This window comes from Micromonospora sp. NPDC005237 (assembly GCF_040607775.1).
GTDB lineage: Bacteria > Actinomycetota > Actinomycetes > Mycobacteriales > Micromonosporaceae > Micromonospora.
Genome location: NZ_JBEXHJ010000007.1, coordinates 268001 through 291689, shown reverse-complemented (window position 1 = coordinate 291689; position 23689 = coordinate 268001). Strand labels below are relative to the sequence as shown.

At 71.6% G+C, this 23689-nt stretch carries 22 protein-coding genes; 10 read left to right on the top strand and 12 right to left on the bottom strand.

What is annotated here, in order from left to right; all coding sequences use genetic code 11:
* The first annotated feature begins 39 nt into the window (after positions 1-39).
* From ABZT87_RS20930 to ABZT87_RS20915, 4 genes are all read left to right on the top strand, one after another.
* Positions 40-1287, top strand: a complete 1248-nt coding sequence (locus tag ABZT87_RS20930; RefSeq protein ID WP_355137504.1) for an MFS transporter — start codon at positions 40-42, stop codon at positions 1285-1287.
* A 155-nt stretch (positions 1288-1442) separates the two neighbouring features.
* Positions 1443-2474, top strand: a complete 1032-nt coding sequence (locus ABZT87_RS20925) for a pectinesterase family protein (RefSeq protein ID WP_355137502.1) — start codon at positions 1443-1445, stop codon at positions 2472-2474.
* Complete coding sequence (locus ABZT87_RS20920; RefSeq protein WP_355137500.1) at positions 2471-3886, top strand: cellulose binding domain-containing protein; 1416 nt, start codon at positions 2471-2473, stop codon at positions 3884-3886. The genes ABZT87_RS20925 and ABZT87_RS20920 overlap by 4 nt, the downstream gene beginning before the upstream one ends.
* A gap of 35 nt (positions 3887-3921) precedes the next feature.
* Positions 3922-5145, top strand: a complete 1224-nt coding sequence (locus ABZT87_RS20915; protein ID WP_355137498.1) for a cellulose binding domain-containing protein — start codon at positions 3922-3924, stop codon at positions 5143-5145.
* Positions 5146-5219: 74 nt separating this feature from the next.
* Here ABZT87_RS20915 and ABZT87_RS20910 read toward each other — a convergent pair whose 3' ends face one another.
* Positions 5220-5507: a hypothetical protein gene (locus ABZT87_RS20910; protein WP_355137496.1), complete on the bottom strand. Its 288-nt coding sequence runs from the start codon at positions 5505-5507 to the stop codon at positions 5220-5222.
* A gap of 218 nt (positions 5508-5725) precedes the next feature.
* Here ABZT87_RS20910 and ABZT87_RS20905 point away from each other — a divergent pair, with 218 nt between their 5' ends.
* A complete protein-coding gene (locus ABZT87_RS20905) occupies positions 5726-6154 on the top strand; it encodes a hypothetical protein (RefSeq protein WP_355137494.1) in 429 nt (142 codons plus the stop codon).
* Between the two features lie 48 nt (positions 6155-6202).
* Here ABZT87_RS20905 and ABZT87_RS20900 read toward each other — a convergent pair whose 3' ends face one another.
* Positions 6203-7156, bottom strand: a complete 954-nt coding sequence (locus ABZT87_RS20900) for a hypothetical protein (protein WP_355137492.1) — start codon at positions 7154-7156, stop codon at positions 6203-6205.
* A 44-nt stretch (positions 7157-7200) separates the two neighbouring features.
* On the opposite strand from ABZT87_RS20900, the gene ABZT87_RS20895 reads away from it, so the two are divergent.
* Positions 7201-7662 (top strand): hypothetical protein, encoded by a 462-nt coding sequence (locus ABZT87_RS20895; protein WP_355137490.1) that lies wholly within the window; start codon positions 7201-7203, stop codon positions 7660-7662.
* Between the two features lie 31 nt (positions 7663-7693).
* On the opposite strand, the gene ABZT87_RS20890 is transcribed toward ABZT87_RS20895, so the two are convergent.
* Positions 7694-9253, bottom strand: a complete 1560-nt coding sequence (locus ABZT87_RS20890) for an NAD(P)/FAD-dependent oxidoreductase (RefSeq protein WP_355137488.1) — start codon at positions 9251-9253, stop codon at positions 7694-7696.
* A 170-nt stretch (positions 9254-9423) separates the two neighbouring features.
* On the opposite strand from ABZT87_RS20890, the gene ABZT87_RS20885 reads away from it, so the two are divergent.
* The 3 genes from ABZT87_RS20885 to ABZT87_RS20875 all read left to right on the top strand — a co-directional run bounded on the left by ABZT87_RS20885 (position 9424) and on the right by ABZT87_RS20875 (position 11890).
* Positions 9424-10662, top strand: coding sequence for a hypothetical protein (locus tag ABZT87_RS20885; RefSeq protein WP_355137486.1), 1239 nt, complete (start codon positions 9424-9426; stop codon positions 10660-10662).
* Positions 10663-10861: 199 nt separating this feature from the next.
* Positions 10862-11434, top strand: a complete 573-nt coding sequence (locus tag ABZT87_RS20880; RefSeq protein WP_354856054.1) for a GNAT family protein — start codon at positions 10862-10864, stop codon at positions 11432-11434.
* A gap of 42 nt (positions 11435-11476) precedes the next feature.
* Entirely contained in the window at positions 11477-11890 is a 414-nt protein-coding gene (locus ABZT87_RS20875) for a type II toxin-antitoxin system Phd/YefM family antitoxin (protein WP_355137484.1), read from the top strand.
* A 47-nt stretch (positions 11891-11937) separates the two neighbouring features.
* Here ABZT87_RS20875 and ABZT87_RS20870 read toward each other — a convergent pair whose 3' ends face one another.
* The 6 genes from ABZT87_RS20870 to ABZT87_RS20845 all read right to left on the bottom strand — a co-directional run bounded on the left by ABZT87_RS20870 (position 11938) and on the right by ABZT87_RS20845 (position 18023).
* Positions 11938-13029, bottom strand: coding sequence for an ABC transporter ATP-binding protein (locus tag ABZT87_RS20870; protein WP_355137482.1), 1092 nt, complete (start codon positions 13027-13029; stop codon positions 11938-11940).
* On the bottom strand, positions 13026-13796 hold the full coding sequence (locus ABZT87_RS20865) for an ABC transporter permease (RefSeq protein ID WP_354856051.1): 771 nt from the start codon (positions 13794-13796) through the stop codon (positions 13026-13028). The genes ABZT87_RS20870 and ABZT87_RS20865 overlap by 4 nt, the downstream gene beginning before the upstream one ends.
* 109 nt (positions 13797-13905) lie before the next feature.
* Positions 13906-14697: a molybdate ABC transporter substrate-binding protein gene (gene modA, locus ABZT87_RS20860; protein WP_355137480.1), complete on the bottom strand. Its 792-nt coding sequence runs from the start codon at positions 14695-14697 to the stop codon at positions 13906-13908.
* Entirely contained in the window at positions 14694-15119 is a 426-nt protein-coding gene (locus tag ABZT87_RS20855; RefSeq protein ID WP_355137478.1) for a TOBE domain-containing protein, read from the bottom strand. Before ABZT87_RS20855 ends, modA begins: the two co-directional genes overlap by 4 nt.
* A 131-nt stretch (positions 15120-15250) precedes the next feature.
* Positions 15251-15742, bottom strand: a complete 492-nt coding sequence (smpB, locus tag ABZT87_RS20850; protein ID WP_354856048.1) for an SsrA-binding protein SmpB — start codon at positions 15740-15742, stop codon at positions 15251-15253.
* A 25-nt stretch (positions 15743-15767) separates the two neighbouring features.
* Positions 15768-18023 carry a hypothetical protein gene (locus ABZT87_RS20845; RefSeq protein WP_355137476.1) on the bottom strand — a complete coding sequence of 752 codons (2256 nt, stop codon included), beginning with the start codon at positions 18021-18023 and terminating at the stop codon, positions 15768-15770.
* A 488-nt stretch (positions 18024-18511) separates the two neighbouring features.
* Here ABZT87_RS20845 and ABZT87_RS20840 point away from each other — a divergent pair, with 488 nt between their 5' ends.
* Positions 18512-20458, top strand: a complete 1947-nt coding sequence (locus ABZT87_RS20840) for an ABC transporter ATP-binding protein (protein WP_355137766.1) — start codon at positions 18512-18514, stop codon at positions 20456-20458.
* Positions 20459-20485: 27 nt separating this feature from the next.
* On the opposite strand, the gene ABZT87_RS20835 is transcribed toward ABZT87_RS20840, so the two are convergent.
* The 3 genes from ABZT87_RS20835 to ABZT87_RS20825 are packed head-to-tail and all read right to left on the bottom strand — an operon-like array spanning position 20486 to position 23553.
* Complete coding sequence (locus ABZT87_RS20835) at positions 20486-21001, bottom strand: NUDIX domain-containing protein (RefSeq protein ID WP_355137474.1); 516 nt, start codon at positions 20999-21001, stop codon at positions 20486-20488.
* Between the two features lie 49 nt (positions 21002-21050).
* Positions 21051-21374, bottom strand: coding sequence for a hypothetical protein (locus tag ABZT87_RS20830; RefSeq protein ID WP_355137472.1), 324 nt, complete (start codon positions 21372-21374; stop codon positions 21051-21053).
* Positions 21367-23553, bottom strand: a complete 2187-nt coding sequence (locus tag ABZT87_RS20825; protein WP_355137470.1) for an EAL domain-containing protein — start codon at positions 23551-23553, stop codon at positions 21367-21369. Before ABZT87_RS20825 ends, ABZT87_RS20830 begins: the two co-directional genes overlap by 8 nt.
* Positions 23554-23689: the final 136 nt, after the last annotated feature.

The following is a 23689-nucleotide window of genomic DNA, read 5'->3' as shown; positions in this document are numbered from 1 at the left end:
CTGCCCGGACCCGAACGTCGGTTGTCACGAGGGGGGCGGATGGGCGCACGGTTGGGGTCCAGTTTTGGTTGGCTGTGGTCTGCGTACGCCGTCAGCACGTACGGCACGTGGATCGCCTACGGCGCGTTCCCGCTGATCGCGGTTCGCGTCCTGCACTCGCCGGCGTTCGCCGTGTCGATCCTGGCGGCGGCCGGACCGGCCGTCGCGGCGGTCGTGGCGTTCTCGCTCGGGCCGTGGGTCGAGCGCCGGGCGAAGCGTCCGGTGCTGGTCGCCATGGACCTGATCCGGTTCGTGGCCATGGCGAGTGTCCCGCTCGCGTACGCCTTCGGTCTGCTGTCCTACGGCCAGTTGCTGGTCGTCTCGGTCCTCTCCGGGACCGCGAGCATCGCCTTCGCCGCCGCGTCCGGCGCGTACCTCAAGTATCTCGTCCAGGGCGATCACCTGCTGGTGGCGAACGGGCGGTTCGAGGCCACGAGCTGGGCGGCGACGGCGGTGGGCCCGCCCCTCGGTGGCGCGCTCGTCGGGCTGCTCGGCCCGGTCGTCAGTGTCGCGGCCGACGCTCTCAGCTACCTGCTGTCGGCGCTCGCGGTCCTGCGCATTCGCGGCGGCGACGTCGCGTCGCCCCAGGACCGTGCCGGCCGGCTGCGCGGCGCCGATCTTCTGGTCGGCTGGCGGTTCATCCTGCACGGCCGTGCCCTGCGAGGGCTGTTCCTCAACTCCATCCTGGTCGGCGGCCTCATCATGGCCACCGCCCCGCTCCTGGCGGTCCTCCTGCTGGGCGAGTACCACCTCCCGGCCTGGCAGTACGGCCTCGCCTTCGGCGTCCCGGCGCTCGGCGGCCTGGTGGGCGCCCGCCTGTCCGCGCGCCTCGTGGCCCGCCACGGCCGGCACCGCGTCATGATCGTGTCCGGGTGGCTGCGCTCGGTCTTCCCACTCGGTCTCGCGTTCGTCCAGCCGGGCATCCCCGGACTCGTCACCGTGATCGTCGTCGAGGGCCTGCTGATCACCTGCATGGGCGTCTTCAACCCGATCTACGCGACCGAGCGACTGCACCGCACCCCGCTCGGCCACACCGCCCGCGTCCTCAGCACGTGGAGTGCCGTCAGCAGACTCGTCCAGGCGGCCCTGGTGGTGATCTGGGGCGTCCTCGCGACCCTCACCAGCCCTCTCGCGGCGATCACCATCTCCGGCGTTCTCCTGCTCGCCACCCCGCTCCTGCTGCCCAGGCGGACACCGTCGGTGGCCACCGAGCCCGCCGCGTCCGAGAGAGACGTTCAGGTCGGATGAACGGGTGGCGCACCCTCCGTGCCCGCCACCTTTATATTCTCGGTCATCGATGTTAACGTTCACTTAACGTCGTCGTCTGCCGGTCGACATCATCTTCGGCAGCGGCCCGGTGGGATCGGAGAACGCTTATGACCACGTCCGGCAGGGTTCTTCGCGTGCGCTCGGTGGCGGTGGTGACGGTGTGCGCTCTCGCCGCCGCAGTCTCGATGGCTTCTGCCGCGTCCGCGTCCGCGACCATCACCGTGGCCGCCGACGGCAGCGGCAACTACACGACCGTGCAGGCGGCGATCGACAGTGTCGCGGCGAACAACGGCGCTCCGGTCACCATCACCATCAAACCCGGCACCTACCGGGGCGTGGTCACCATTCCCACCAACAAGCCCCACCTCACGTTGGCCGGCGCCGGCAGCTCCGCCGCCCAGGTGGTGATCGTCGAAGGGCACGCGGCCGGCCAGACCAAGCCCGGTGGCGGCACGTACGGCACGTCCGGCAGTGCCTCGGTCTTCGTCAATGCCAACGACACCACGATCAGCAATCTGACCATGTCGAACGACTTCAACGAGGCCGCCAACACCCTCGACGCCGAGCAGGCCGTCGCCGTCAACACCTCCGGCGACCGGGTGCAGTTCGACAACGTCCGCATCCTCGGCAACCAGGACACCCTGCTGGTCAACGCACCCAGTGTCAGCTCGGTCCGGCGTCTCTACGTCCGCAACTCCTACGTGGAGGGTGACGTCGACTTCATCTTCGGGCGGGGCACCATGGTCTTCCAGAACGGCACCGTGCACTCGCTCACCCGGGGCTCGTCGTCGAACAACGGCTACCTCACCGCTGCGGCCACCGACATCAACAACAAGTTCGGCTTCCTGTTCTGGGGAACCACACTGACCAGCAACGCTCCCGCCAGGACCGTCTATCTGGGCCGGCCCTGGCACCCCAGCGGCGACGTCAACGCCCGCGGTCAGGTCCTCTACCGGGGCGTCGCGATGGGCGCACACATCCGCACCGACCCCTGGACCGACATGTCCGGCTTCTCGTGGCGGACCGCCCGGTTCGCCGAGTACAGCAGCACCGGGGCTGGCGCCGTCATCAACGCCGACCGGCCCCAGATGAGCGCCTCCACCGCCACCCAGTACACACCCACCGCCTACCTGGCGGGTAACGACGGCTGGAACCCCATCCGATGACGAAGATTCGTTCCCTGCGGGCCGCGGCCCTCATCGCAGTCGCCGCCGGGGTGCTCGCCGCAGGTCTGCCGGTCCTCAGCGCCGAGGCTGCGGTCGGTGACGGCACGCCGGCCGACTCGAACATCAGCTTCGTCGGCCGGTGGAACAAGACGAACGCCTCGGCCTACGTGCCCTACTGGGCCGGCGCGTACCTGCGGGTCGGGTTCACCGGCAGAACGGTGAAGCTCCGGCAGCGCAACACCATCCAGCTGTGGGCCAGCATCGACGGTAGGGCGTTCACGTCCTTCACGGGCTCCGGCACGATCAACCTGACGCCGACCGCGCTGGCGGCCGGCAACCACACGTTGATCGTCAGTTACCGGCAGGTGGCCGGCTCCTACACGGGTGACGCGGTCTTCCAGGGGCTGATCCTGGAGTCGGGCGCGGGCACATTCGCGCCACCGGCCCGCCCCAAGCTGGTCGAGTTCGTCGGTGACTCGATCACCGCAGGGGCCACGAGCAGTCAGCTTGCCGTGACCGACTACGGCTTCAAGGTCGGTGAGAGGCTCGGCTACGACCACACCCAGATCGCGATCGGTGGCATGTGTCTGGCCGAGACGACCGATGGATGCTGGGCGCAGGAGACACGCTACTGGATGTCGTCCGGTGGCCAGGCCGGCACCGACCCGTGGGACTTCTCCCGCTACACGGCCGACGGCGTGGTGATCAACCTGGGGACCAACGACAAGAGCCATGGCGTGAGCGCCGCGGCCTTCCAGGCGACGTACACCACCTTCCTCACGAGGATCCGGGCCAGGTTCCCGAACGCCAAGCTCTTCGCCATGCGGACGTTCATCGGTCGTTATGCCACGGAGACGGAGGCGGCGGTGCGGGCACGCAACGCCGCGGGTGACGCCAACGTATTCTACGTGGACACCACCGGCTGGCTGCCGTCCGGCGGCCTGAGCGACTCGGTGCACCCGAACGACGCGGGCCATCAGGCCATCACCGACAGGCTGGCCCCGGTCCTCAGCGCACGACTGACCACGACCCCGGACCCGACGACCCCGCCCCCCACGACTGCGCCGACCACCCCTGCGCCGACCGCTCCTGCGGGGGCCTGCGCGGTCACCTACCGCAAGACCGGTGACTGGGGTACGGGCGCCCAGTTCGACGTGACGCTCAGCAACACCTCCACCATCCCGGTCAACGGTTGGACACTGACCTGGTCCCTGCCAGGCAGTCAGCGGATCACGCAGTCCTGGAATTCCACCGTCACCCAGTCCGGCGCTGCGGCCACGGCGGTGAACGCCTCCTGGAACGCGGTTATCCCGGCCGCCGGTTCGGTCAGCTTCGGATTCGTCACCGACAGCCCGCTCGGCGGAGCGACCGGTTTCGCCCTCAACGGCTTCCCGTGCGCCGCCGCCACATGATGGCAAGCGTCTCCGATCAAGGCAGGAGTAACCCGATGACGGTTCGCCGATGGCGTCTCGTGGTCCTGGCAGCAACGGTCCTGACCGTCGTGGCCGGCGGGCTCGGCATCGCCACCGCCCAGGCCGCCACCCCGGCGTGCGGTGTCGCCTATCGGGTCACCAGCGAGTGGACCGGCGGGTTCGGGGCCGATGTCGTCGTCACCAACCTCGGTGACGCGGTGACCAGCTGGGCCGTGGGGTGGAGTCTCGCCCCCGGGCAGGGCGTGACGCAGGCGTGGAACGCCGCCGTCACGGTCACCGGCACGGCGGTGACCGCCACCAACGTGAGCTACAACGGTGCCGTCGGCTCCGGCGCATCGGTCAACTTCGGCTTCACCGGCTCGTGGAGCGGCAGCAACCCGGTGCCGTCGTCGTTCTCGTTCAACGGCATCACCTGTGCCGGCCCACCGGCAGCGACCCCCACCGCGCAGACGCCCACGCCGGGGCCAACGCCCTGCCCCGAGCCGAGCACACCGCAGGCGACCCCTTCCACGTCATCGGCACCCGCGCCGATCAAGGTGTGGATGGCCGGCGATTCCACGATGATGAACGCCAGTTCCTGTCCGATCGGCTGGGGCAGCCAGTTCGCGTCCTACTTCACGTCGAACGTCACCGTGCAGAACAGTGCCGTCGGCGGTCGCAGCATCCAGACGTGGCTCTACGAGGGCAATGTGACCTCCACCAAGAACTCGGCCGGCGAGTGCACGCTCAGCTCGACTGCTTACAGCGCGCGGTGGTCGGCGATGCTGGACACCGGCAGCGGCTTCAAGAACGGTGACTATCTGATCATCCAGTTCGGCATCAACGACGGTGACTCGGCCTGCCCGCGACACGTTGGCACCAATCGCTTCAAGGAACTGCTCGGCGTCATGGCGACGGCTGCCAAAGCCAGAGGGGTGAAGCCAATCTTCGTCACCCCGGTCGCGGCAATCACCTGCAGCGGCGGCTCCGCCGTCGGCAATCGCGGTTTCGTCGCCGAGACGACGGCTGCGGCCGCCGCCAACGGCGTACCGGTCATCGACCTGCACGCCAAGAGCGTGGCGCTCTACAACACGCTCAGGCTGTGCCCGAACAACGGCGACTACTCGACGGGCGCGGTCGGCGCGTTCTTCTGCAACGACCACACCCACTTCGAGGCGGCCGGCGCCAGACAGATCGCCGGCCTGATCGCCACCGCCCTCCGGGCGCAGAACATCCCGCTCGCCGCCCACCTGAAGTGACAGCCACCCCTTTGGCGGTGTGACCCGGTCGCGCTCGCAGACGACAGGAGCCAGGCTGCTGGAGGCGTGCGCCGCTACCTGCTCTTCGTACGTCTTGCGTCGGCGGCGATCCGGACGTCACGGAAGTCGACAACTGCCTCGCGAGCAACCGTGATCAGGACGGCGAGGTCACCTCCTGCCAGCAACAGGACATCGTCGAGCACGGAAGGCGGAACCTCCAGTTCCTGGGGGCCGTAGCAGTCGTGCCACGCCATGTCCATGAGGTGCAGGAGGTCGAGCGCGGCTTCAACCTGCTCACCGGCGAACAGCCCTTCGATGCGCGGCTTGCGTTCCCCACGACGTTGCTCGCTGCCAAGTGCCACGGGTAACTCCTTGGGCCAGGTCTGCTGCCGACTCCACGTAATCAACTCACCGCGGATGCCTTGCAGCGGTCCCGCAGCACCTCGATCGAGGGCAGTGTGGCGGCCACCTACGCCCGGACAACGCGGCCACCGTCTCCTACCTTCAACTGCTCTGACGTCGGTGGAGTCCTGCGCCGCCAGCCGAGCGCGACGACTCGGGCCACGCGTCGCAGCGCGGGATGAGGGAGGATGCGCCGGTGCCTCACGAGCATCACGTCTTCCACAACCCGCCGCCATCGACACCGGATGAGGTACGCGCCGCGCTCGACCGCGGCGATCTGCCGGCCGCGCTGGACGCCATGGTCGGCACCGCCCTGTACGGCGACGGGGACTGGAGAGAGCTCCAGGAACTGCACCTTCGGTTGCTCGAACACGACGATCGCCAGGTCAGTGCGCTCGCAGCGACGTGCCTGGGGCATCTCGCAAGGGTCTACCGTCAACTGGATGAACGCCGGGTGGTCGCCGCTCTGCGCCGAGCCCGGGCGCTGCCACACGTCACCGGTACCGCCGGCAACGCGCTGGAGGACATCGAGGTCTTCCTCCACCCGCGGCGCGCACGGATGCGCGGACGTGTGTGGAGGGCGATCCGCCCATGGACGTGGTTCTGAGTCGAACGCGGAATTGCCACCGGCCCGTGATGGAGCCCCTTTCGGCCCTCAGCTCTGCTGGTAGTTCACCGCGGCGAACCCGCACGGCTGGTGCAGGTGCAGGTAGTAGGCGCCCTCGCCGTAGTCGTCCAGGTCGGCGCCAGCGATCAGACCCACGTAGTCCATCGGTTCGCCGCAACCGGGGCAGTCGGCGTGCTCGGCGTCCTGGATCCACTCGGGCCGGCCGCCCAGTGTCGATCCACCCTGGTTCCAGGCGCTGACCTGATACGGGCTTGCCAAGGCCTGCCCGAGGACCGGCGCCAGCGTCGGAGGGTCCTCCGGTTCGTCGGCGTCCGGGAGGTAGCTCGGGCGGGTGTTGCCGGCCCACCAGGTGGCGCCACCGGCCGGAATGACGTGGCTGTACAACGTCGTGTAGCAGGCGCAGAAGTGGCAGGTCTCGATCACCAACCGCCCGGACCACCCCGTGTGGGCCAGTGCCGCAGCGATGGCGGCATCCGTGGTGTCGAGGTCTGCTGCAACCCACAGCGGCGAGGCACACCAGGGGCAGCCGGGCCGATCCGCGCCTGGTGCTGTTTCGCGCATGACCCACCGGTACGCGGTGTTCCCGCACAGGTCCCGTCGCCGGCCGTCCGAGCCGACCGTCCAGCCGCCCTCGTGGGCGTAGCGGAGCGCATTGACGTACAGCTCGCCCGAACCTGCGGGAGGCTGCGGCGTCCAGCGACGCAGGGCGCTCTCGGCGGACGGGTGAGCACTGTGCGCCAGGACCATGAGCAGGTGGTTGAGCCGATCGGGCGTGCGGCCGCTGTCGACCTGCTCGATGACCCGACGGACCACGTCGGCGTCCGCCGCGCGGTACAACTTCGCCGGGTACAGCACATCGAGGTCGAGCAGGAGACTCAGGTGCGGGGTCAGCCTTCGGGGGTCGGTGTCCGCGATCGCGCACAACTCCTCGATCGCGTCGTCGTCCTCGGCGGCAGCACGTCTGATCAACTCCTCGATCACGAGGGGATGGTAGTCACGCCCGGCTGCTACGGTCCTGCACCGGGATGACGATCATGGTGAATGCTGGGGAGTTGACGTGGATGCGTAAAAAGCCGAGTACGTGGCGTGTCGGCGCGCTGATCATGGTGCCGGCGACCGTGGCCCTCATTCTGGTCGGCACCGCCTCGGCGGCGTCGGCGGCCACGGGCACGCCGAGCGGTGCGCCGCCGGCGGCGAACGGTGTCGACGTGTGGTGCGTGTCGACCACCGGCGCCAAGGCGTGCTTCGCCGCGTACGGGGATCGGGTCTGGGTGAAGGACACCAAGGCGAACGGCGCGTCCGCCGCCGGCACGATCCAGGGACCGGACTGGAGCCGGCAGTGCTTCAACAGCAGCGGCGCGGACGCCGGCTGGGTCATGTGCAACTTCGACGTGCCGGAGTACGACGAGGGTCTGCTGTGGGCGGTCAACAACCCGTTCATCGGCAACGAGAGCAGCACGGAGATCTACACCAGCGGCCCGATCTGACGCCGGCGTTCCCGTAACGAGCCACGGTCCGTCAGACCAGCGGCGCCTGCGCGGATCGGCCGCCGTCGCCGGCCGCGCCGGCGCCCTCGGAAGCGGTGATCGGGGCGGTGATGATCCGGCTGGGCAGCACCGGCGCGTCGCGGCCCGTGCCCGGCCGACCGCCGCCGCCGGTCGACTGTTCGTGGTAGTCCTGCTCCACGTTGACCGACCAGACGTCGTGCGTGGCGCCGGTGGCGATGTTCTCGACGGTCAGCATCGCGGTGAGCATCGAGTGGTCCTGGTTGTTGTAGCGGTGCATGCCGTTGCGCCCCACCGGGTGCACGTTCGGCACGGCCTCGGCCAGCCAGGCCCGGATCACGTCCACGTTGTGCTGGTAGCGCTCGTCGTACACCGGGTATGCCTTGGGCATCCGCACCACGTGGCCGGCCTCCACGACACCGGGGCGGACCAACCCCAACCGCTCCAGCTCCGCGGTGGCCAGGGCCACGAGGTCGGCATCCGGGGTACGCCACATCTCGTCGTCCTCGAAGACGAAGTACTCCAGGCCCAGGCAGGTGCGCCCGTCCTTCACGAGGTAGGGCGACCAGGAGCCGAAGTTCTGGATCCGGCCCACCCGTACCGCCGGGTCGTGCACGTAGATCCAGTTGTCGGGGAACGAGAACTCGGCCGGCACCACGAGGGCGACCGTCAGGAAGTCGCGGTAGCGCAGGTCGGCGGCGCAGGCCAGCACCTCCGGGGGCGCCGGCGGGCGTAGCGCGGCGACCAGCTCCGAGATCGGCATCGACGAGATCACGTCGTCGGCCGGCTCGGTGCGCTGCCCGCCGGCGCCGTTGAGCGTCACACTGATCGCCCGCCGTCGTTTCGGGTCTCGGTGCACGGCGGTCACCCAGGTGCCGGTCGACACCTCCCCGCCGCGCTGGCGCACTTCCTCGGCGCAGCGCTCCCACATCATCCCCGGCCCGTACTTCGGGTACTGGAACTCCTCGATCAGGCTGGTCACGTCGGTCCGGCGGCGCCGGGGCAGCACCGCGTTGCGGATCGCCGTGGCCAGCGACAGGTTCTTGATCCGCTGCGCGGCCCAGTCGGCCTGCAAACGGTCCGCCGGCATGCCCCAGACCTTCTCGGTGTACGTCTTGAAGAAGATCGAGTACAGCCGCCAGCCGAACCGGGCCGACACCCAGCCCTCGAAGTGCGACTGGTCCTTCGGTGGGCGCAGGCGGGCCCGGGCGTACGAGCCCAGGCAGCGCACCGCCTCCGGCAGCCCCAGGTTGCGCAGCGCGTTCGTCGCGCTCAGCGGGTAGTTGAACAGGGCGCCCCGGTAGAAGATCCGGCTCATCCGGGGCCGGGTCAGGAAGTCCTCGTCGGGGAGGATCTCGTGCCAGAACGCCTCCACCCGGGGCACCTTGGTGAAGAACCGGTGTCCGCCGATGTCGAAGCGCCACCCGTCGCGCTCCACGGTCCGGCTGATCCCGCCGACCACCTCGTCGGCCTCGAAGACCCGGACCGGCCGCCCGTGCCGGAGCAACTCGTATGCCGCTGTGAGCCCCGCCGGTCCCGCGCCGATGACCACCGTGCCGTGCTGCTCGCTCATGCCGCTCGTACTCCCTGCCGATGGTTGAGGCGCGGCGCGTACCCGTTATGCCTGGGATGTCACCTGCTGGTCGTGGTCGTTTCGCTCCGGCGGGGCGCATCGGGGCGTACAACGAAAGGGGCGGCACCCCCACGCGGCGGGTGGGTCGGCGGACCGGGGGAGCGGGGCGGATGCACCGGTGGCGAAGCGGCCGGCGGCACGCGACGGCGTGGGCGGTCCGGCTGGCCGGGGCGGCCGGAGCGGGCGCGCGGCTGGCCCGCCGCGTGCCGGCGCCCTGGCCGTACCTCATCGGGCTCTTTATCGGCGCGAAGCTGCTGCTGACCCTGCTCGGCCTGCTGGTCCTGCACGCCTGGGACGGCATTCCGGGCGCGCCGCCGCCGGACGAGGCGATGATGTGGGCGCAGCAGCGGGAGGTCTCCGGCCACCGGTGGATCTCCTTCTGGTTCGCCTGGGACGCGCTGCTCTACCTGCGGCTGAGCGAGCTGCCGCTGACCGGGCGGCCGTGGGGGGACTTCGGCTTCCCGCTGCTCTACCCCTTCCTGGCCCGGCCGGTCGGCGCGCTGCTCGGCGGCGACAACGCACTGGCCCTGCTGCTGATCAGCAACGTCGCGTTCCTCGGGGCCCTCGCGTACGGCTACCGGCTGGCCGAGCTGCTGCTCGGCGACGCGGACGCGGCCCGTCGGTTCACCCGCTACCTGGTGCTGCTGCCGACGGCCTTCCTGTTCCAGGCCGCGCTGACCGAGTCGCTGTTCGTGTGCCTCGCGCTGGCCGCGTTCTACTACGCCGAGCGACGTCGGTGGCTGCTGGTCGGCGTGCTCGGCTACTTCCTGGCGATGAGCCGGTCGGTCGGGCTGCTCGTCGCGTTGCCGCTGGCGCTGGTGCTGCTACGTCAGCACGACTGGCGGCTCGGCCCACGCGCCCTGCTCGGGTACCTGCGGATCGGCTGGCCGTTGCTGCTGCTGCCCGCCGGATGGTTCACCTTCATGGCGTTCTGCCGGTGGCGCGGCGGGGACTGGTTCGCCTACCAGCACGCCCAACAGGTCGGCTGGGGGATCAGGGTGCAGAACCCGGTGCCGGTGGTGTGGGACGCTCTGGCCGGAGAGCCGCGCGACGCCGGACGGGTCCTCTTCGCCGTGGTCGTGCTGGCCGTGCTGGTCGCCGGGTTCCGTCGCCGGGAGCTGCCGTATCTGGTCTACGGCGTGCTCATGGTGCTGGTGCCGCTGTCGATGGGCCCGCCGGTCTACAAGAGCCTGCTGCGCTACCTGCTGGCCGTGTTCCCGGTGGCCCTGGTGCTGGCCCGCTGGGCCCGTGGCGCCGGTGTCGACGTGTGGCTGACGGCGGCCCTCGCCGTGGTGCAGGGTGCGCTGTTCGTGCTCTGGCTCACCTACTGGACCCATATGATCATCTGATTGGGTGGCCGCCGGTCGGGGCAGGGAGCTGCCCCTCCTCCCCGAGCGGGACCGGGTGCCCCGGCAGGCGTTGCGCGCCGACGACCGGCTCACCGCCCTGCGGACGTACCTGCCGGTGTGAGACCCGGCCCGGGCCAGTCGGCGGACCTGTGCGAGCCTGCTACCCGTCGTCGTGCCCACAACTTTCGGAGGAGGCCCGGTGTTCGCCCTGCCGCTGACCGACGAGGTCGAGCTGCGCCCGCTGGAACCCTGGCGGGCCGAGGAGTTCCTCGCCAACCTCGACCGGTCGCGCGAGCACATCCGGCCCTGGGTGTCGCCGTCCTTCGTCGCCACCGACCTGCCGTCGGCCCGCGCGGTGTTGCAGCGCTACGCCGACCGCTGGGCCAGCGACAGCGGCGGCATCTGGGGGCTGTGGTGGCGCGGCACCCTGGTCGGTGGGGTCATGTTCGTGTCGTTCGACGTCACGCTCGGTGTCTGCGAGGTCGGCTGCTGGCTGGAGCCGGCGGCGCAGGGCCGGGGCATGATGGCCCCCGCGATCCGCCGGATCATCGACTGGGCGGTCCGCGAGCGCGGCATCCAGCGGGTCGAGTGGCGCACCGACGCGGCCAACACCCGCAGCATCGCCCTGGCCCGCCGGCTCGGCCTGCGCCACGACGGCACCCTCCGCCAGCTCTACCCGAGCCCGCGCGGACGCATCGACCTGGAGGTCTGGTCGGTGCTGGCCGACGAGTGGCTGGCCCGGCCCACACCGTCACCGCCCACCGTCCACTGACGACGGCGGATTCCTGTCGTACCCGGGCGGCACCATGCATTCATGGCCGTCCCCGCGCTCACCCCGCATTCCGACCCGCCGCGTTCTGTGCCGCTGCGTGAGGCGCGCACCCGGTTAAGTCAGCTCGTCGCGCTGGCCGAGCTGACCGACGCCGTCACCGTCGTCACCCGCGACGGCGATCCCCGCCCGGTCGCCGCGATCGTTCCCGCCGCCGCCGCCCGCAGTGGCGCGCAGGCCCGCGCCGACGCCGACCGGCTCGCCGCGGTCACCGCCGGTTGGGCCCGCCGCCTCGACGAGCAGCACCGTCGCAGCAGCCAGCGGCACGCCGCCGAGCTGGGGGCGGTCCGCACGGCGCTGGCCGAGGTGTGGGCCGAGCTGGACCGCCGCGTCGTCCCGGGCAGCGACCCGGGACTGTCCCGGCTGCGCGCCGCGCACGCCGACCTGCTCACCGACTGACCGCCGCTCGTCGAGGGGCCGTCACCGGCCCCGGCGTCGCGCAGGCGTCAGGTCGTGGCCGGGTAGGCGTTGGTCTCGGTCGCCTTGACCGCGACCCAGACCCGCTGGCCGGGGATCAGCCGCAGGTACGCCGCGGCGGCCGGCGTGACGTCGGCGGCCACGCCGATCGGCCCGTCCACCTGCACGCGGACGTTGTCGCCGTGGCGCTGCACTCCGGTCACGGTGCCCGCCCAGGTATTGCGGGGGCTGCCGTCCGGCCGGGCCGGGTGCAGGGCCACCGCCGCCGGGCGGAACGCGACGAACGCGTCCCCGTCGAGCCGGTCGGCCACGCTGAGGGTCAGCTCCGGCGCGACACGTACCGCGTGGCCCTCCGCCCGGCCCCGATAGAGGTTCAACCCGACCAGGCGGGCCACGTAGTCGGTGCGCGGGCGGGCGGTGACGCTCGGGCCGTCGCCCTCCTGCACCACGCGCCCACCCTCGACGATGACCAGGCGGTCGGCCAGCGCCAACGCGTCCAGCGGATCGTGGGTGACCAGCACCGTGGCGCCCGGGTGCGCGGCCAGGTGGCGGTGCAGCTCCGCGCGGGTGTCCAGGCGGGTGCGGGCGTCCAGGGCGGCGAGCGGCTCGTCGAGCAGCAGCAGCGACGGCCCGACGGCCAGCGCGCGGGCCAGCGCCACCCGCTGCGCCTGCCCGCCGGAGAGCTGCCGGGGCCGGCGGTGCGCCTGGCCGGCCAGGCCCACCCGGTCGAGCCAGTCCCGGGCGGTGGCCCGCGCCGCCCGCCGGTCGACGCCGTGCCGGCGCGGCCCGAAGGCCACGTTGTCCAGCGCGTTGAGGTGCGGAAAGAGCAGGTAGTCCTGGAAGACCACGCCGATCGGGCGGCGTTCGGTGGGCACCCAGCCCCGGCTCGCCGGCCGATCCAGGTCGACGCCGCCGAGGGTGACGTGCCCGGCCGTGAGCGGGTGTAGCCCAGCCAGCGCGCGCAACGCGGTGGTCTTGCCGGCGCCGTTCGGCCCGAGCAGCGCTACGACCTCGCCCGACGCGACCCGCAGCGGCACGTCCAACCGGAAGGCGCCCCGGTCGACGACGAGCCGGGCGTCGAGCAGCGGGTTTCCGGCCTCGTCGTGCAGCGGCGCGGTCACGGGCTGGCCAGCCAGCGGTCCCGCAGCGCGGCCAGGATGCCCACCGAGACGATCAGCAGCACCAGGCTGAGCACGATCGCGGACTCCAGGTCGGTCTCCAACGCCAGGTAGACGGCCAGCGGCATCGTCTGCGTACGCCCGGGATAGTTGCCGGCGAAGGTGATGGTGGCGCCGAACTCGCCGAGCGCCCGCGCCCAGCACAGCACCGCGCCGGCGGCCAGACCCGGTGCCACCAGGGGCAGCGTGACGTGGGTGAAGGTGGTCCACCGCCCGGCGCCGAGCGTCGCGGCGGCCTCCTCGTAGCGGTGGTCGGCGGCGCGCAGCGCACCCTCCACGGCGATGACGAGGAACGGCATGGCGACGAACGCCTCGGCCAGCACCACGCCCGCGGTCGTGAACGGCAGCGTGACGCCGAACGTGGCGTCGAGCCAGCCGCCGAGCAGCCCCCGCCGGCCGAAGACCAGCAGCAGCGCCACGCCGCCGACGACCGGTGGCAGCACCAGTGGCACGGTGACCAGGGCGCGGACCAGCCGGCGGCCGGGAAACTCGACCCGGGCCAGCAGCCAGGCCAGCGGCACCCCGAGCAGCAGGCAGAACAGAGTGGCCAGCGTCGCCGTCTGCACCGACAGTCGCAGCGCCGTCAGCGCCCCCGGCGCGGTGAGCCGTTGCGGCAGCGTCGTCCACGGCGCCCGGACCACCAGCCCGGCCAGCGGCAGGACGAGGAAGAGCAGCCCCAGCCCCGCCGGGATCAGCAGCGCCGCCGGCACCCGCCCCCGTCGGCGCGGCGCGACGTCGGGAAGCCGCCTCGCGCTGCCGGGAAGGGTCTGTCGCCCGGCGCTGGGAAAAGTCCGCCTCACGGTGCGGGGACGGCCCGTCTCATGGCGCCTGGAAGCCGGCCGCGGCGAGGACCGTCTGTGCCGGCGTCGAGCGGACGTACGCGACGAAGGCCCGCGCGCCGGCCGGATTCGGCGCGTCCTTCAGCGCGACGATCGGATAGTCGTTGATCGCCCGCGCCGACTCGGGAAACTCGACACCGGTCACGTCGCTGCTCGCGGCGCGGGCGTCCGTGCGGTAGACGAGGGCCGCGTCGACCTCGCCGAGCTTGACCTTCGCCAGGGCTCCCTTGACGTCCTGTTCGAGGGTGACGGGGGTCAGCGCGACACCTGCCGCGGTCAGGGCGGTACGCGCCGCCGCGCCGCAGGGCACCTGCTCGGCGCAGAGCGCCACCTTCACTCCTGGGCGGGTCAGGTCGGCGAGACCGGTCACGCCCTTGGGGTTGCCGCTGGGCACCGCGATCACCAGTTGGTTGCGGGCGAAGACGAGCGGTGTGCCGTCGGCGTTACCGGCCTCGGTCACGGTCGCCATGTTCTTCGGCGCGGCCGACGCGAAGACGTCCGCCGGAGCGCCCTGGGTGATCTGGTTGGCCAGGGCGGAGCTGCCGGCCAGGTTGAGGGTGACGGTGACGCCCGGGTTGGCGGCCTCGAAATCCCTGGCGATGCGGGTGAACGACTCGGTCAGCGAGGCGGCGGCGAACACGGTCACCGTGCCCGATGCCCGACCGTCCCGGGTGTCGCCCCCGGATGCCGGGTCGCCGGCGCGGTCGCAGCCGGCCGTCGCCAGCACGGTCACCGCCAGCGCCACCGCGACGAATCTGGTCCGACGACTCATCCGACCGCCCTTGCTCCGGCCGGGGTGGTGGGCGCGGCGCGCTCCACCACCACGGTGGTCGACTTGATGACGGCGACGGCGACCGAACCGACCCTCAGGTCGAGGTCGTCGACGGCCTCCCGGCTCATCAGCGACACGACCCGGAAGGGGCCGGCCTGGATGTCGACCTGGGCCATCACCGTGTCCTTGCGGACGTCGACGACGATGCCGCGCAACCGGTTGCGGGCCGAGGAGAATTCGGCGCCCGCGTCCGGGTCGGCGGCCTGCGCGCGGGCGAACGCCGCGAGGTCGACGCCGTCAATGATCCGGTGGTCGTGCTCGTCACGCCCGGCGCGCAGCCGCCCGGCGTCCACCCAGCGGCGGATCGTGTCGGCGCTGACGCCGAGCAGTTCGGCCGCCGCGCCGATCCGGAACGTCGTCACCGCCTCACCCTAGCGGGCCGCATCCGCGAGGGTATAGACCCCATGCCACCCGCATTCGCATGGCCTTGCCGCTCGATACGCCAGCATCTGCTATCCGCCAGGCCGGCGACGTGGCGGTATTGCGCAGCCGGTCAGTGGCGGCGGGGGTGGCCCTTGAGGTGTCGGCCGAGCTCCCGGGCGATCTCGCGGTTGGCGTCGCGTTCGGCGAGGGTCTGCCGCTTGTCGTACGCGCGCTTGCCCTTGGCCAGGGCCAGCTCGACCTTGGCCCAGCCGTTGTCGAAGTACATCGACAACGGCACCAGCGTCACCCCGCCCTCGCGAACCTTCTCCAGGATCCGGCCGATCTCGGAGCGGTGCAGCAGCAGCTTGCGGTTGCGGCGCGGCGCGTGGTTGGTCCACGTGCCGTAGCTGTACTCGGCGATGTGCAGCCCGTACAGCACGATCTCGCCGTCGCGTTCGTGCGCGAACGCGTCCACCAGCGACGCCCGTCCCTCGCGCAGCGACTTCACCTCGGTGCCGACCAGCACGATGCCCGCCTCGTACGTGCGCAGCACGGTGTACTCGTGCCGGGCCTTCTTGTTCGAGGCGATCAGTCGGCGCTCGGGCTGCTTGGACGGGCTCACCCGGCGACGATATCCGGCCGTCCCCTCAGTCGGTCGTCCGGAGCTGGGCGCGCAGCCGCGCCGCCAGGTCCCGCACCGCCTGCGCGAACTGCTCCTGCGACTCGCACGGCGAGTGGCCCAGGATCGGCGGCGGCACGCTGTCGCTGGGCGGGGGCACCACGCCCTGCGGGTCCTTCAACCGGCGGTCCACCGCCGCCTCCGGCCCGGCCAGCGTCGCGCTGTCCCCGGGCCGGTGCGGAGCGAACATCCACCCACCGATCGGGTCGGTGTCGCGCCACAGGTTCACCCAGCGCCAGCTGACGCGCTCGCCGACCTCGCGCAGCGTCGACTCGTCGACGTAGGCGGGGAACAGTCGCGAGTACAACCGGTTCAGCGGCGACAGGTAGGTGAGCAGGGCGACCCGGTCGGTGACCCGCGGCGGCAGTTGCAGCAGCGTGGCCGCGAGCAGCACCGAACCGTGGCTGTGCCCCGCCAGCAGCGCCCCCTCGCCCTGGTCCACGAGGTAGGTGATCCGCTTGGTCAGCTCGGGCACGGCCCGTTCGGCGTAGCAGGGCGGCGCGAAGGGGTGCGCCGCCCGGGGCCAGAAGGTGCCCAGATCCCACAGGACGCCCACGTACCTACGGAACCCGGCTGTCCGGTACGCGAAGATGCCGCCGATCACGAGCCCGACCAGGATCGCGCCGATCGCGTAGCTGCCCGCCCCGATGAGGAAGTTGACGAGGCTGTCGGGCACGCCGACGTACTGCTCGAACACGTCCCCGGGATAGAGCTGGAGCAGACCGAGCAGGCTGGTGGCCAGTCCGAGCGCGGCGGACCCGGCGTAGACCACGGCGAGGGGTTCCAGCCGTTCGGTGAACCGGGCCCGCGCCACCGCCTGCTCGACCCGGCGCAGCCGCGCCGCCGCCTCCGGCGGGGCATGCGGGAAGTCGGCGGCCACGATCGCCCGCGCGACCCGCCACCGGCTGGGACGGGTCGCCACGGTGACCACCACGCCCACTAGCAGCGCGGCCAGCACTGCCAGGAAAAACCCGACGATCGCCCACTTGTACGCCAGCGGCGGGCCGAACGCGAACCGTTCCCGGTACCCGCTGTTGCGGTCCAACACGTCGGCCACCCGATAGACCAACTCGGCGGAGAACGCCACCGCGAGCCCGGCGCCGACTGTGACGAAGACCGGAGCGCCCAGCGCGCGCAGCCGGGGGAGCCGCTGTCCGCCGGCGCGTCGCCCGCTGCCGCGCGCCCAGATCACCACCGCTGCGAGGATCACCAGCAGGACGGTCTGGCTGACGAACAACCAGGCCACCGTGGCGCTGTACCCGGGCAGCATCCTGCTCTGCGGCCACGGCTCGCGGCTGGTCAGGGTGTACGCGATCACCAGGATCGTCAGGCCGCAGGCGATCGTGCGCAGCCCTCGCGTGACCGCCTCCAGCCGGGGCACCGGGCTGGGCCGGTCCATGCCCCGTACCGTCGTCAGCAGGACCACGCAGGCGAGCAGCACGGCCCCGGTCGCCACCGCCAGCGTCGCCCGCACCGTCGACTCGTTCTGGCTGTCCCAGGCGGCCAGCAGGCTGACGTCCAGCGTGGCGAACGCGGCCGCGACGTGCACCGAGCGCAGCCGTCCCACCACCGGGGTCCCGTCCCACTGGCCGACCGCGCTCAACTGCTGGACGGAGGTCTCCTCGGTCGCGCCGGTGCGAAAGGCGTCGTACGAGTGGCTCGGCCGCGCGCCGAGCCACCACACGATCCCGATGGCGGCGACCGGCGCCAGGGCCAACACACCCAGCCGTACTCCGGGCGGACGCTCGCCGAGCCAGGACAGCCAGCTCCGGCCGGCCGTGCAGGTCGGGGAGCCCATGCAGCGCCAGGCGACGAGGTCCAGCGCCATCCCGACGATGGAGAGCACGTAGAGCATCGTGAGGGTGAGCGCGAGCACCCGGCACAGCGCGACGATGACGTGTTTCCCCGAGAGGCTCGCCGGGCGCATCCAGAGCGCCACGTTGCAGAGCATGAACGGTAACAGGAACACCAGCGACAGCGTCCGTACGGCCGTGCCGGACGGCAGGTCGCTCCAGCGGTACGCCTCCAGCGTCACCCCGTCCGTGCCGGTCGAGTCCGGGTAGCCCGGGCGGGGGCGGAAGAACCCGCCGCTGCGGTCCCCGGCGACCTGCTGCACGTGCGGCCGGTTGAGGACCTGGTCGGCGCCCGCCCCGGAGACGCCGTGCACCCGCAGCTCCACTACTCGACCCGAGGTCGTCGGGTCGGTCGGCGACGCGTCCGTCATGGGCCCCCCGAGGTGTGCGACCGCCGGCGGGTCGGCGGTCGCACACCTCCCGCGGCGGTCCCGCTTACCCGTCCCGGGCCGGGTCACGCATGCGTCGGTGCCCACGCGGTGGTGCGATCGAGCCCGCCGGGGTGGTTCTATTGGCGCCATGGCAAACCCGGTGATCCTGACCGTCGACGACGATCCCGCGGTGTCCCGGGCGGTGGCCCGGGACATCCGGCGCCACTACGGAGACCGTTACCGGGTGCTGCGCGCCGCCTCCGGGCCGGAGGCGCTGGACGCGCTGCGGGAGGTCAAGCTGCGCGGCGAGCAGGTCGAGCCCGGGAACACCACGTTCCGGGTGCTGCTGCCGATCACCGAGGACGTCGCGCCGACTGTGCGAAACACCCGTACGACGCGCCGACTACCTAAAGACATCAGGTGGTCGCTGGCAGTAGTCTCGGGCGGCGTTCGTGCTTCCCGCCCCCCGAGGAGCGTCCGTGGACTCGATGGCCCGCCCGCGCACCGCGCCCCACGACGACGACCAGCCGATCGACAACCCTCACGACAGCTCCATGCTTCCGGAGCTGGAGGACGCCGCGTGGATGCACCACGCGAACACGTTCGCGCACACCAGTTTCTGGGCGGTGGCCCGACGCCTGCCGAGGTTGGTGCGGGAGGCGGTGGCGCTGGCGTGGGCCACCAACCGCATGGACACGGTCGCCTCCATCGGGCTGAACGTCGCCGCCGGGGTGATGACCACCTTCGGCCTGCTCGCCACGACCAGCGTGCTGCGGGAACTCTTCGCCGCCGGTCCCACCCCGGACCGGGTGCGCTCCGCCCTGCCGGCGCTGGTCGTGGCCGCGGCGGCGGTCTCGGCGCGCGGCGGTCTGACGATCGCGGCCGGTTGGGCCCAGGCGCGGCTCACCCCGCAGATCAACTATCAGGTGGAGCTGCGGCTGTTCGAGGCCACCACCGCCGTGGATCTGGCCGCGTTCGACGACGCCGGGTTCGCCGAGGAGATGGACCGGGTCCGCGACCGGGGGATGGGCGAGGCGGCGTGGATCGTCGACCACACCGTCAACCTGGTCACCGGCGTGGTCGGGATGCTCGCCACCGCCGTGGCGGTCACCGTCATCCAGCCGCTGCTGCTGCCGTGCCTGCTGCTCGCGGCCGTGCCCCAGGCGATCACGGCGGTGCGGATGGCCCGCCGGGAGTACCTGGCGATGCTGGCCCGGATCACCCGCCGCCGGCGGATGTGGATGCTCGCCCACCTGATGGCCAACCGGCACACCGCCGCCGAGGTGCGCGCCTACCAGATGCGCGACTTCCTGCTCGCCGAGTACCGCGGTGTGATGGCCGTCGAGACCCGCGCCCAACTGCGGCTGGTGCGCTCGCAGACCGGCACCCGCGTGGCCGGCGCCAGCGTGGCGGGGCTGGCCACCTTCGGGGTGTACGCCGTGCTCGGCGGCCTGCTGCTGGCCGGCATGGTCGCCCTCGCCGCCGCGGCCACCGCCCTGCTCGCCCTGCAGTCCGCCCGGACCAGCCTGGGCGTCGCGGTCGTCGCCACCAACTCGCTGTACGAGGACGCCCTCTACTACCAGGACTACCGGGACTTCCTGACCCGGGCGCAGGGCCGGGTGCCCGTCGGCGGCGACCGGATGGTCGACGGCGTCGAGACGATCGACCTGCACGAGGTGAGCCTGCGCTACCCCGACACCGACGCGCCTGCGGTGGACCGGGTCAGCCTGACGATCCGACGTGGTCAGGTGATCGCGCTGGTCGGCGAGAACGGCTCCGGCAAGACCACCCTGGCCACGTTGATCGCCGGGCTCTACCAGCCGACCGGTGGGACGATCCGCTGGGACGGCGTCGACGCCGCCGAGCTGGATCCGCGGACGCTCGGCGCTCAGGTGGCCGTGATGACGCAGGAGTACTGGAAGTTCCCGTTCACCGCGGGGCAGAACATCCGCGTGGGCCGGCACGACCGTACGCCCGACCAACCCGGCCCCGAGGTGCAGGAGGCCGCCGCCGCGGCCGCCGCCCACGACATGATCGTCGGTCTGCCGCACGGCTACGACACCCTGCTCGACCGGGAGTTCAAGAACGGTCACGAGTTGTCCGGCGGGCAGTGGCAGCGGCTCGTCGCCGCCCGCGGGCTCTACCGCGACGCCGCCCTGCTGATCTGCGACGAGCCGTCGGCCGCCCTGGATGCCCGCGCCGAACACGCCCTGTTCCAGCACCTGCGCCGTCGGCCCGACCGGGCGGTCGTCCTGATCACCCACCGGCTGGCCAACGTCCGGCACGCCGACCGGATCTTCGTCATGGACCGGGGTCGCCTCGTCCAGCAGGGCAACCACGACGAGTTGATGGCGGCCGGCGGCCTCTACCGCGAGCTGTTCGAGTTGCAGGCCAGCGGCTACCGGGCCGGCGCCACCGACCCCGCAAACCACTGACCCCCGACCATTCCGCCCGCCGTGCCGTCAGGCGGCGTGGTCGCGGGTGAGGAAGTCAGCGAGGACCCGGGTGTGGGTGGAGAACGCCAGCTCGACCGGGTCGGTGAGCACCAGCCACTCGGTGGCCTCCTCCGTGGGCGCCGACGGCGGCAGGTCCTCGACGGCCCGCTCGGGCAGCACCCCGAAGACCATCATGGTGCCGCCCGCCGGGGCGCCGCGCACTGCGAAAAGCCGGGCGTCCTCGGCCGCCGCGACCAGCCCGGTCTCCTCCCGCAGCTCACGCACGAGCGCGTCGGACCACTCCTCGCCGTACTCGATGAAGCCGCCGGGCAGCGCGAGCAGCCCGCGGGCCGGTTCGATGTCCCGGCGGACGACCACCACCCCGAGGCCGTCGGCGGTGCGGACCGGGAGCACCGCCACCGCGACGGGCAGCGGGTTGCGCCAGACGGTCTCGCCGCAGACCGCGCAGACCCGCGGCCATCCCGCCGCCGTCGGGTAGGCGGTGCCGCAGTAGGAGCAGTGCGAGTACGGCGTGCCGGTCATGACGCAGCACGTTACCCGGGCCCGATCGGATCGACGCGCCGCCCGAGGCTCAGTCGTCCCGGTCGAGCAACGGGCGCAGTTGGTCGAGCAACTGCGCCCGGCTCACGTTGCGCGGCAGCTCGATGGTGAGGTCCAGGCCCGGGCCTCGCACGGTCAGCGTCACCGTCGGGCGGGGATCGCGCAGCCGCCAACCTCGGATGGCGGAGACCAGCGCCTCGGCCTGTGGTTGCAGGGTGGCCAGCGTGGCCAGATTCGCCAGGACGCTGATTCCTTCGATGGCCAGGGTCAGGGCGCCCGCGTCCCGAACGCCCTCGTGTGGCAGGCGCAGCTCGGCGACGACCTCGGGCGGTAGCAACAGTCGAACGCTAGTCATCGTCACCCCTCACCATCGCGGCGATCCGGTCCCGGACGCTCTGGCCGAGCGGACGCAGGGACGTCGACGCGGTCTCCCCGCAGATGAAGCCCTGTACGTGCCGGATCCGCAGGTCGTAGATCTGCTTGAGGGTCACCGGCGCCTGCTCGTCGAAGCCCTCCACGATGACGGCGCGTGGGTTCGGCGCGTGTCCGAGGTCGCTGGCGTAGCGGGCGACCCGGGTCACCAGGTCCAGCTCCTCGACGGCCAGCGGGTGGTGAAGGACGGCCCGGTCCACTTTGATCTGGGTCAACGGAAGTTCCGCCATCCGGGCGAGTGACGAGTAGCCGACCCCGAAGTCGTCCACCGCGAAGCTGATTTCCAGGTCACGGGCCAGGCTGGTCAGCCGACGGTGGAAGTACGTCAGCGGCTCCTGAGGCCACACCTCGCCGGGATCGGGCTGGATCGGGTCCTGCTCGGAGATCTCCAGCGTGACGGTGCGCGGATCCAGGTTCGCTTCCATGATCGCCGTGCGCACCTGGGCGATGTAGGCGTCGCTGAGCAGCGAGCGGACCGCGACGTTGACCGAGATCGGCTTGGTGACGTCGAAGACGGACGCGACGTCCGCCTCGGCGTACGAGTCGATCGCCTTGGCCAGCAGCAGCGCGTCGCGTTCGATGACGAAGCGGTCACCCCAGGCGTACGCCATCTGAAGGGCCGCGACCGGCGCGCGCACGTCGGTCTCCAGCCGCCTCGCCAGTGCCTCGTAGCTGTGGATGCCCACCCCGGCGGGCCGCCGGTCCAGCGACATCACCGGCTGGAACACCATGGTCAGTGACTCGATCAGCTTCTGGTAGAGGCTGAAGGCGTGCGAGTACAGATCCACCGGCAGCCGGCCGTAGGCCGAGCGCAGGGCGGTGAGCACCTGCATCTCGGCGTGCACCGGGTCGTCGCGGACATCGGAGTTCCAGATGGCCCGCAGCATGGTGGCCAACGGCTCGCCCATGTCTAGTGCGGCGAGGGCGGGATCGACCACCGCGAGGGTGAGGTTCCGGCTCTTCTTCTGGGACAGGGGTACGCAGAGGATCCGTCGGCCGGCGTCGTCGGCCACCACATGCCCGGGGGAGGAGGTGCGGACCAGGGTCGTGTCCGCGGCGCTCAGTTCGAGCAGCGGTCGCAACTCCTCCTTGTTGAACCGGGCCGTGGAGGTGACCTGGCCGATACCCGTGGGGCTGGATTCCACCACCGCGACCGAATCCGCTTCCAGGGCGTACCGGATTACCTCGACCCGTTCGGCGTGCCCCGCCCGTTGGGCGGAACGCGGCGGACGAGACTGCGAGCGGAACACCCGCCCGAGCAGCTGGGTGATCGAGCTGGACAGGTCGTCGAGTGGGTTCTTGCAGGGCCGGATCGTGCCGGGGTTGACCGGGGCCGTCAATGACTGCCGCTCGTGGCGGGACACCGGCGGCTGGGTGAGCACGGTGGTCGGGCCCCACATGTGGACGAGCTGTCCGGGTGCGGGGTGGATGCCCTGCTCGGCGACGAAGGTGGCCATCTGGGCGAAGGAGACTTTCCCGCTGGGGTCGGCGGCCTCGCCGCGCAACGCCCGCAGCAGTTGGTGGGTGAGCACACCCTGCCGGTGCTCCTCGCTCTCCCGGGCCGCGGCGCCGCTCGGGCACGCCAGCAGGGCGCTGTGCCGGTCGACCTGGGTGCGGTACGTCTGCATCGCCTCGGTGTGCCGCAGCTCCGAGTCCAGGTAGACGCCCGCGTGGCAGCAGTCGAGGATCAGGAACGAGGTGCCGGCGAACGCCTCGAAGACGTCCCGCTTGAGGAACGCCATCCGCAGTCCGTTGTCCGGCTCGCGGCGCAGGCCGTCGGCCTCCAGGTCCGCCGTCACCAGGTACGCGTCGGACTGCGTGCCCCATTCCGGCACGAGGGCGTGGCCGGCGAAGTAGACCAGCAGCACGTCGGAGGGGCGCGACTCCACCACCCGCTCGCGCAGCCGGGCCTTGATCTCCCGCCAGGTGGCGCCCTTGCCGATGAACAGGTCGACGTCGCCGTCGTCGAACGTGCCGATCCGCTCGTCCAACAGCACCGCCCGCACCGCCCGCGCATCGTCCTCGGCATAGCGCAGGCTGGGCAGGTTGACGTCATACCCGCAAGCGTTGGCTCCGATCAGGATCGCCCACCGTCGGCTCATCACAGCACCCCCAGGTGATCCAGTGGGCAACTACGTTGCGACAGCACAGCAACGCTTTGCGTGACCCTACCGGATCTAGGAGAGGCCGCTGATCCAACCGATGAGTCGGATTCACGTCAGGCGCCGGACGACGGCG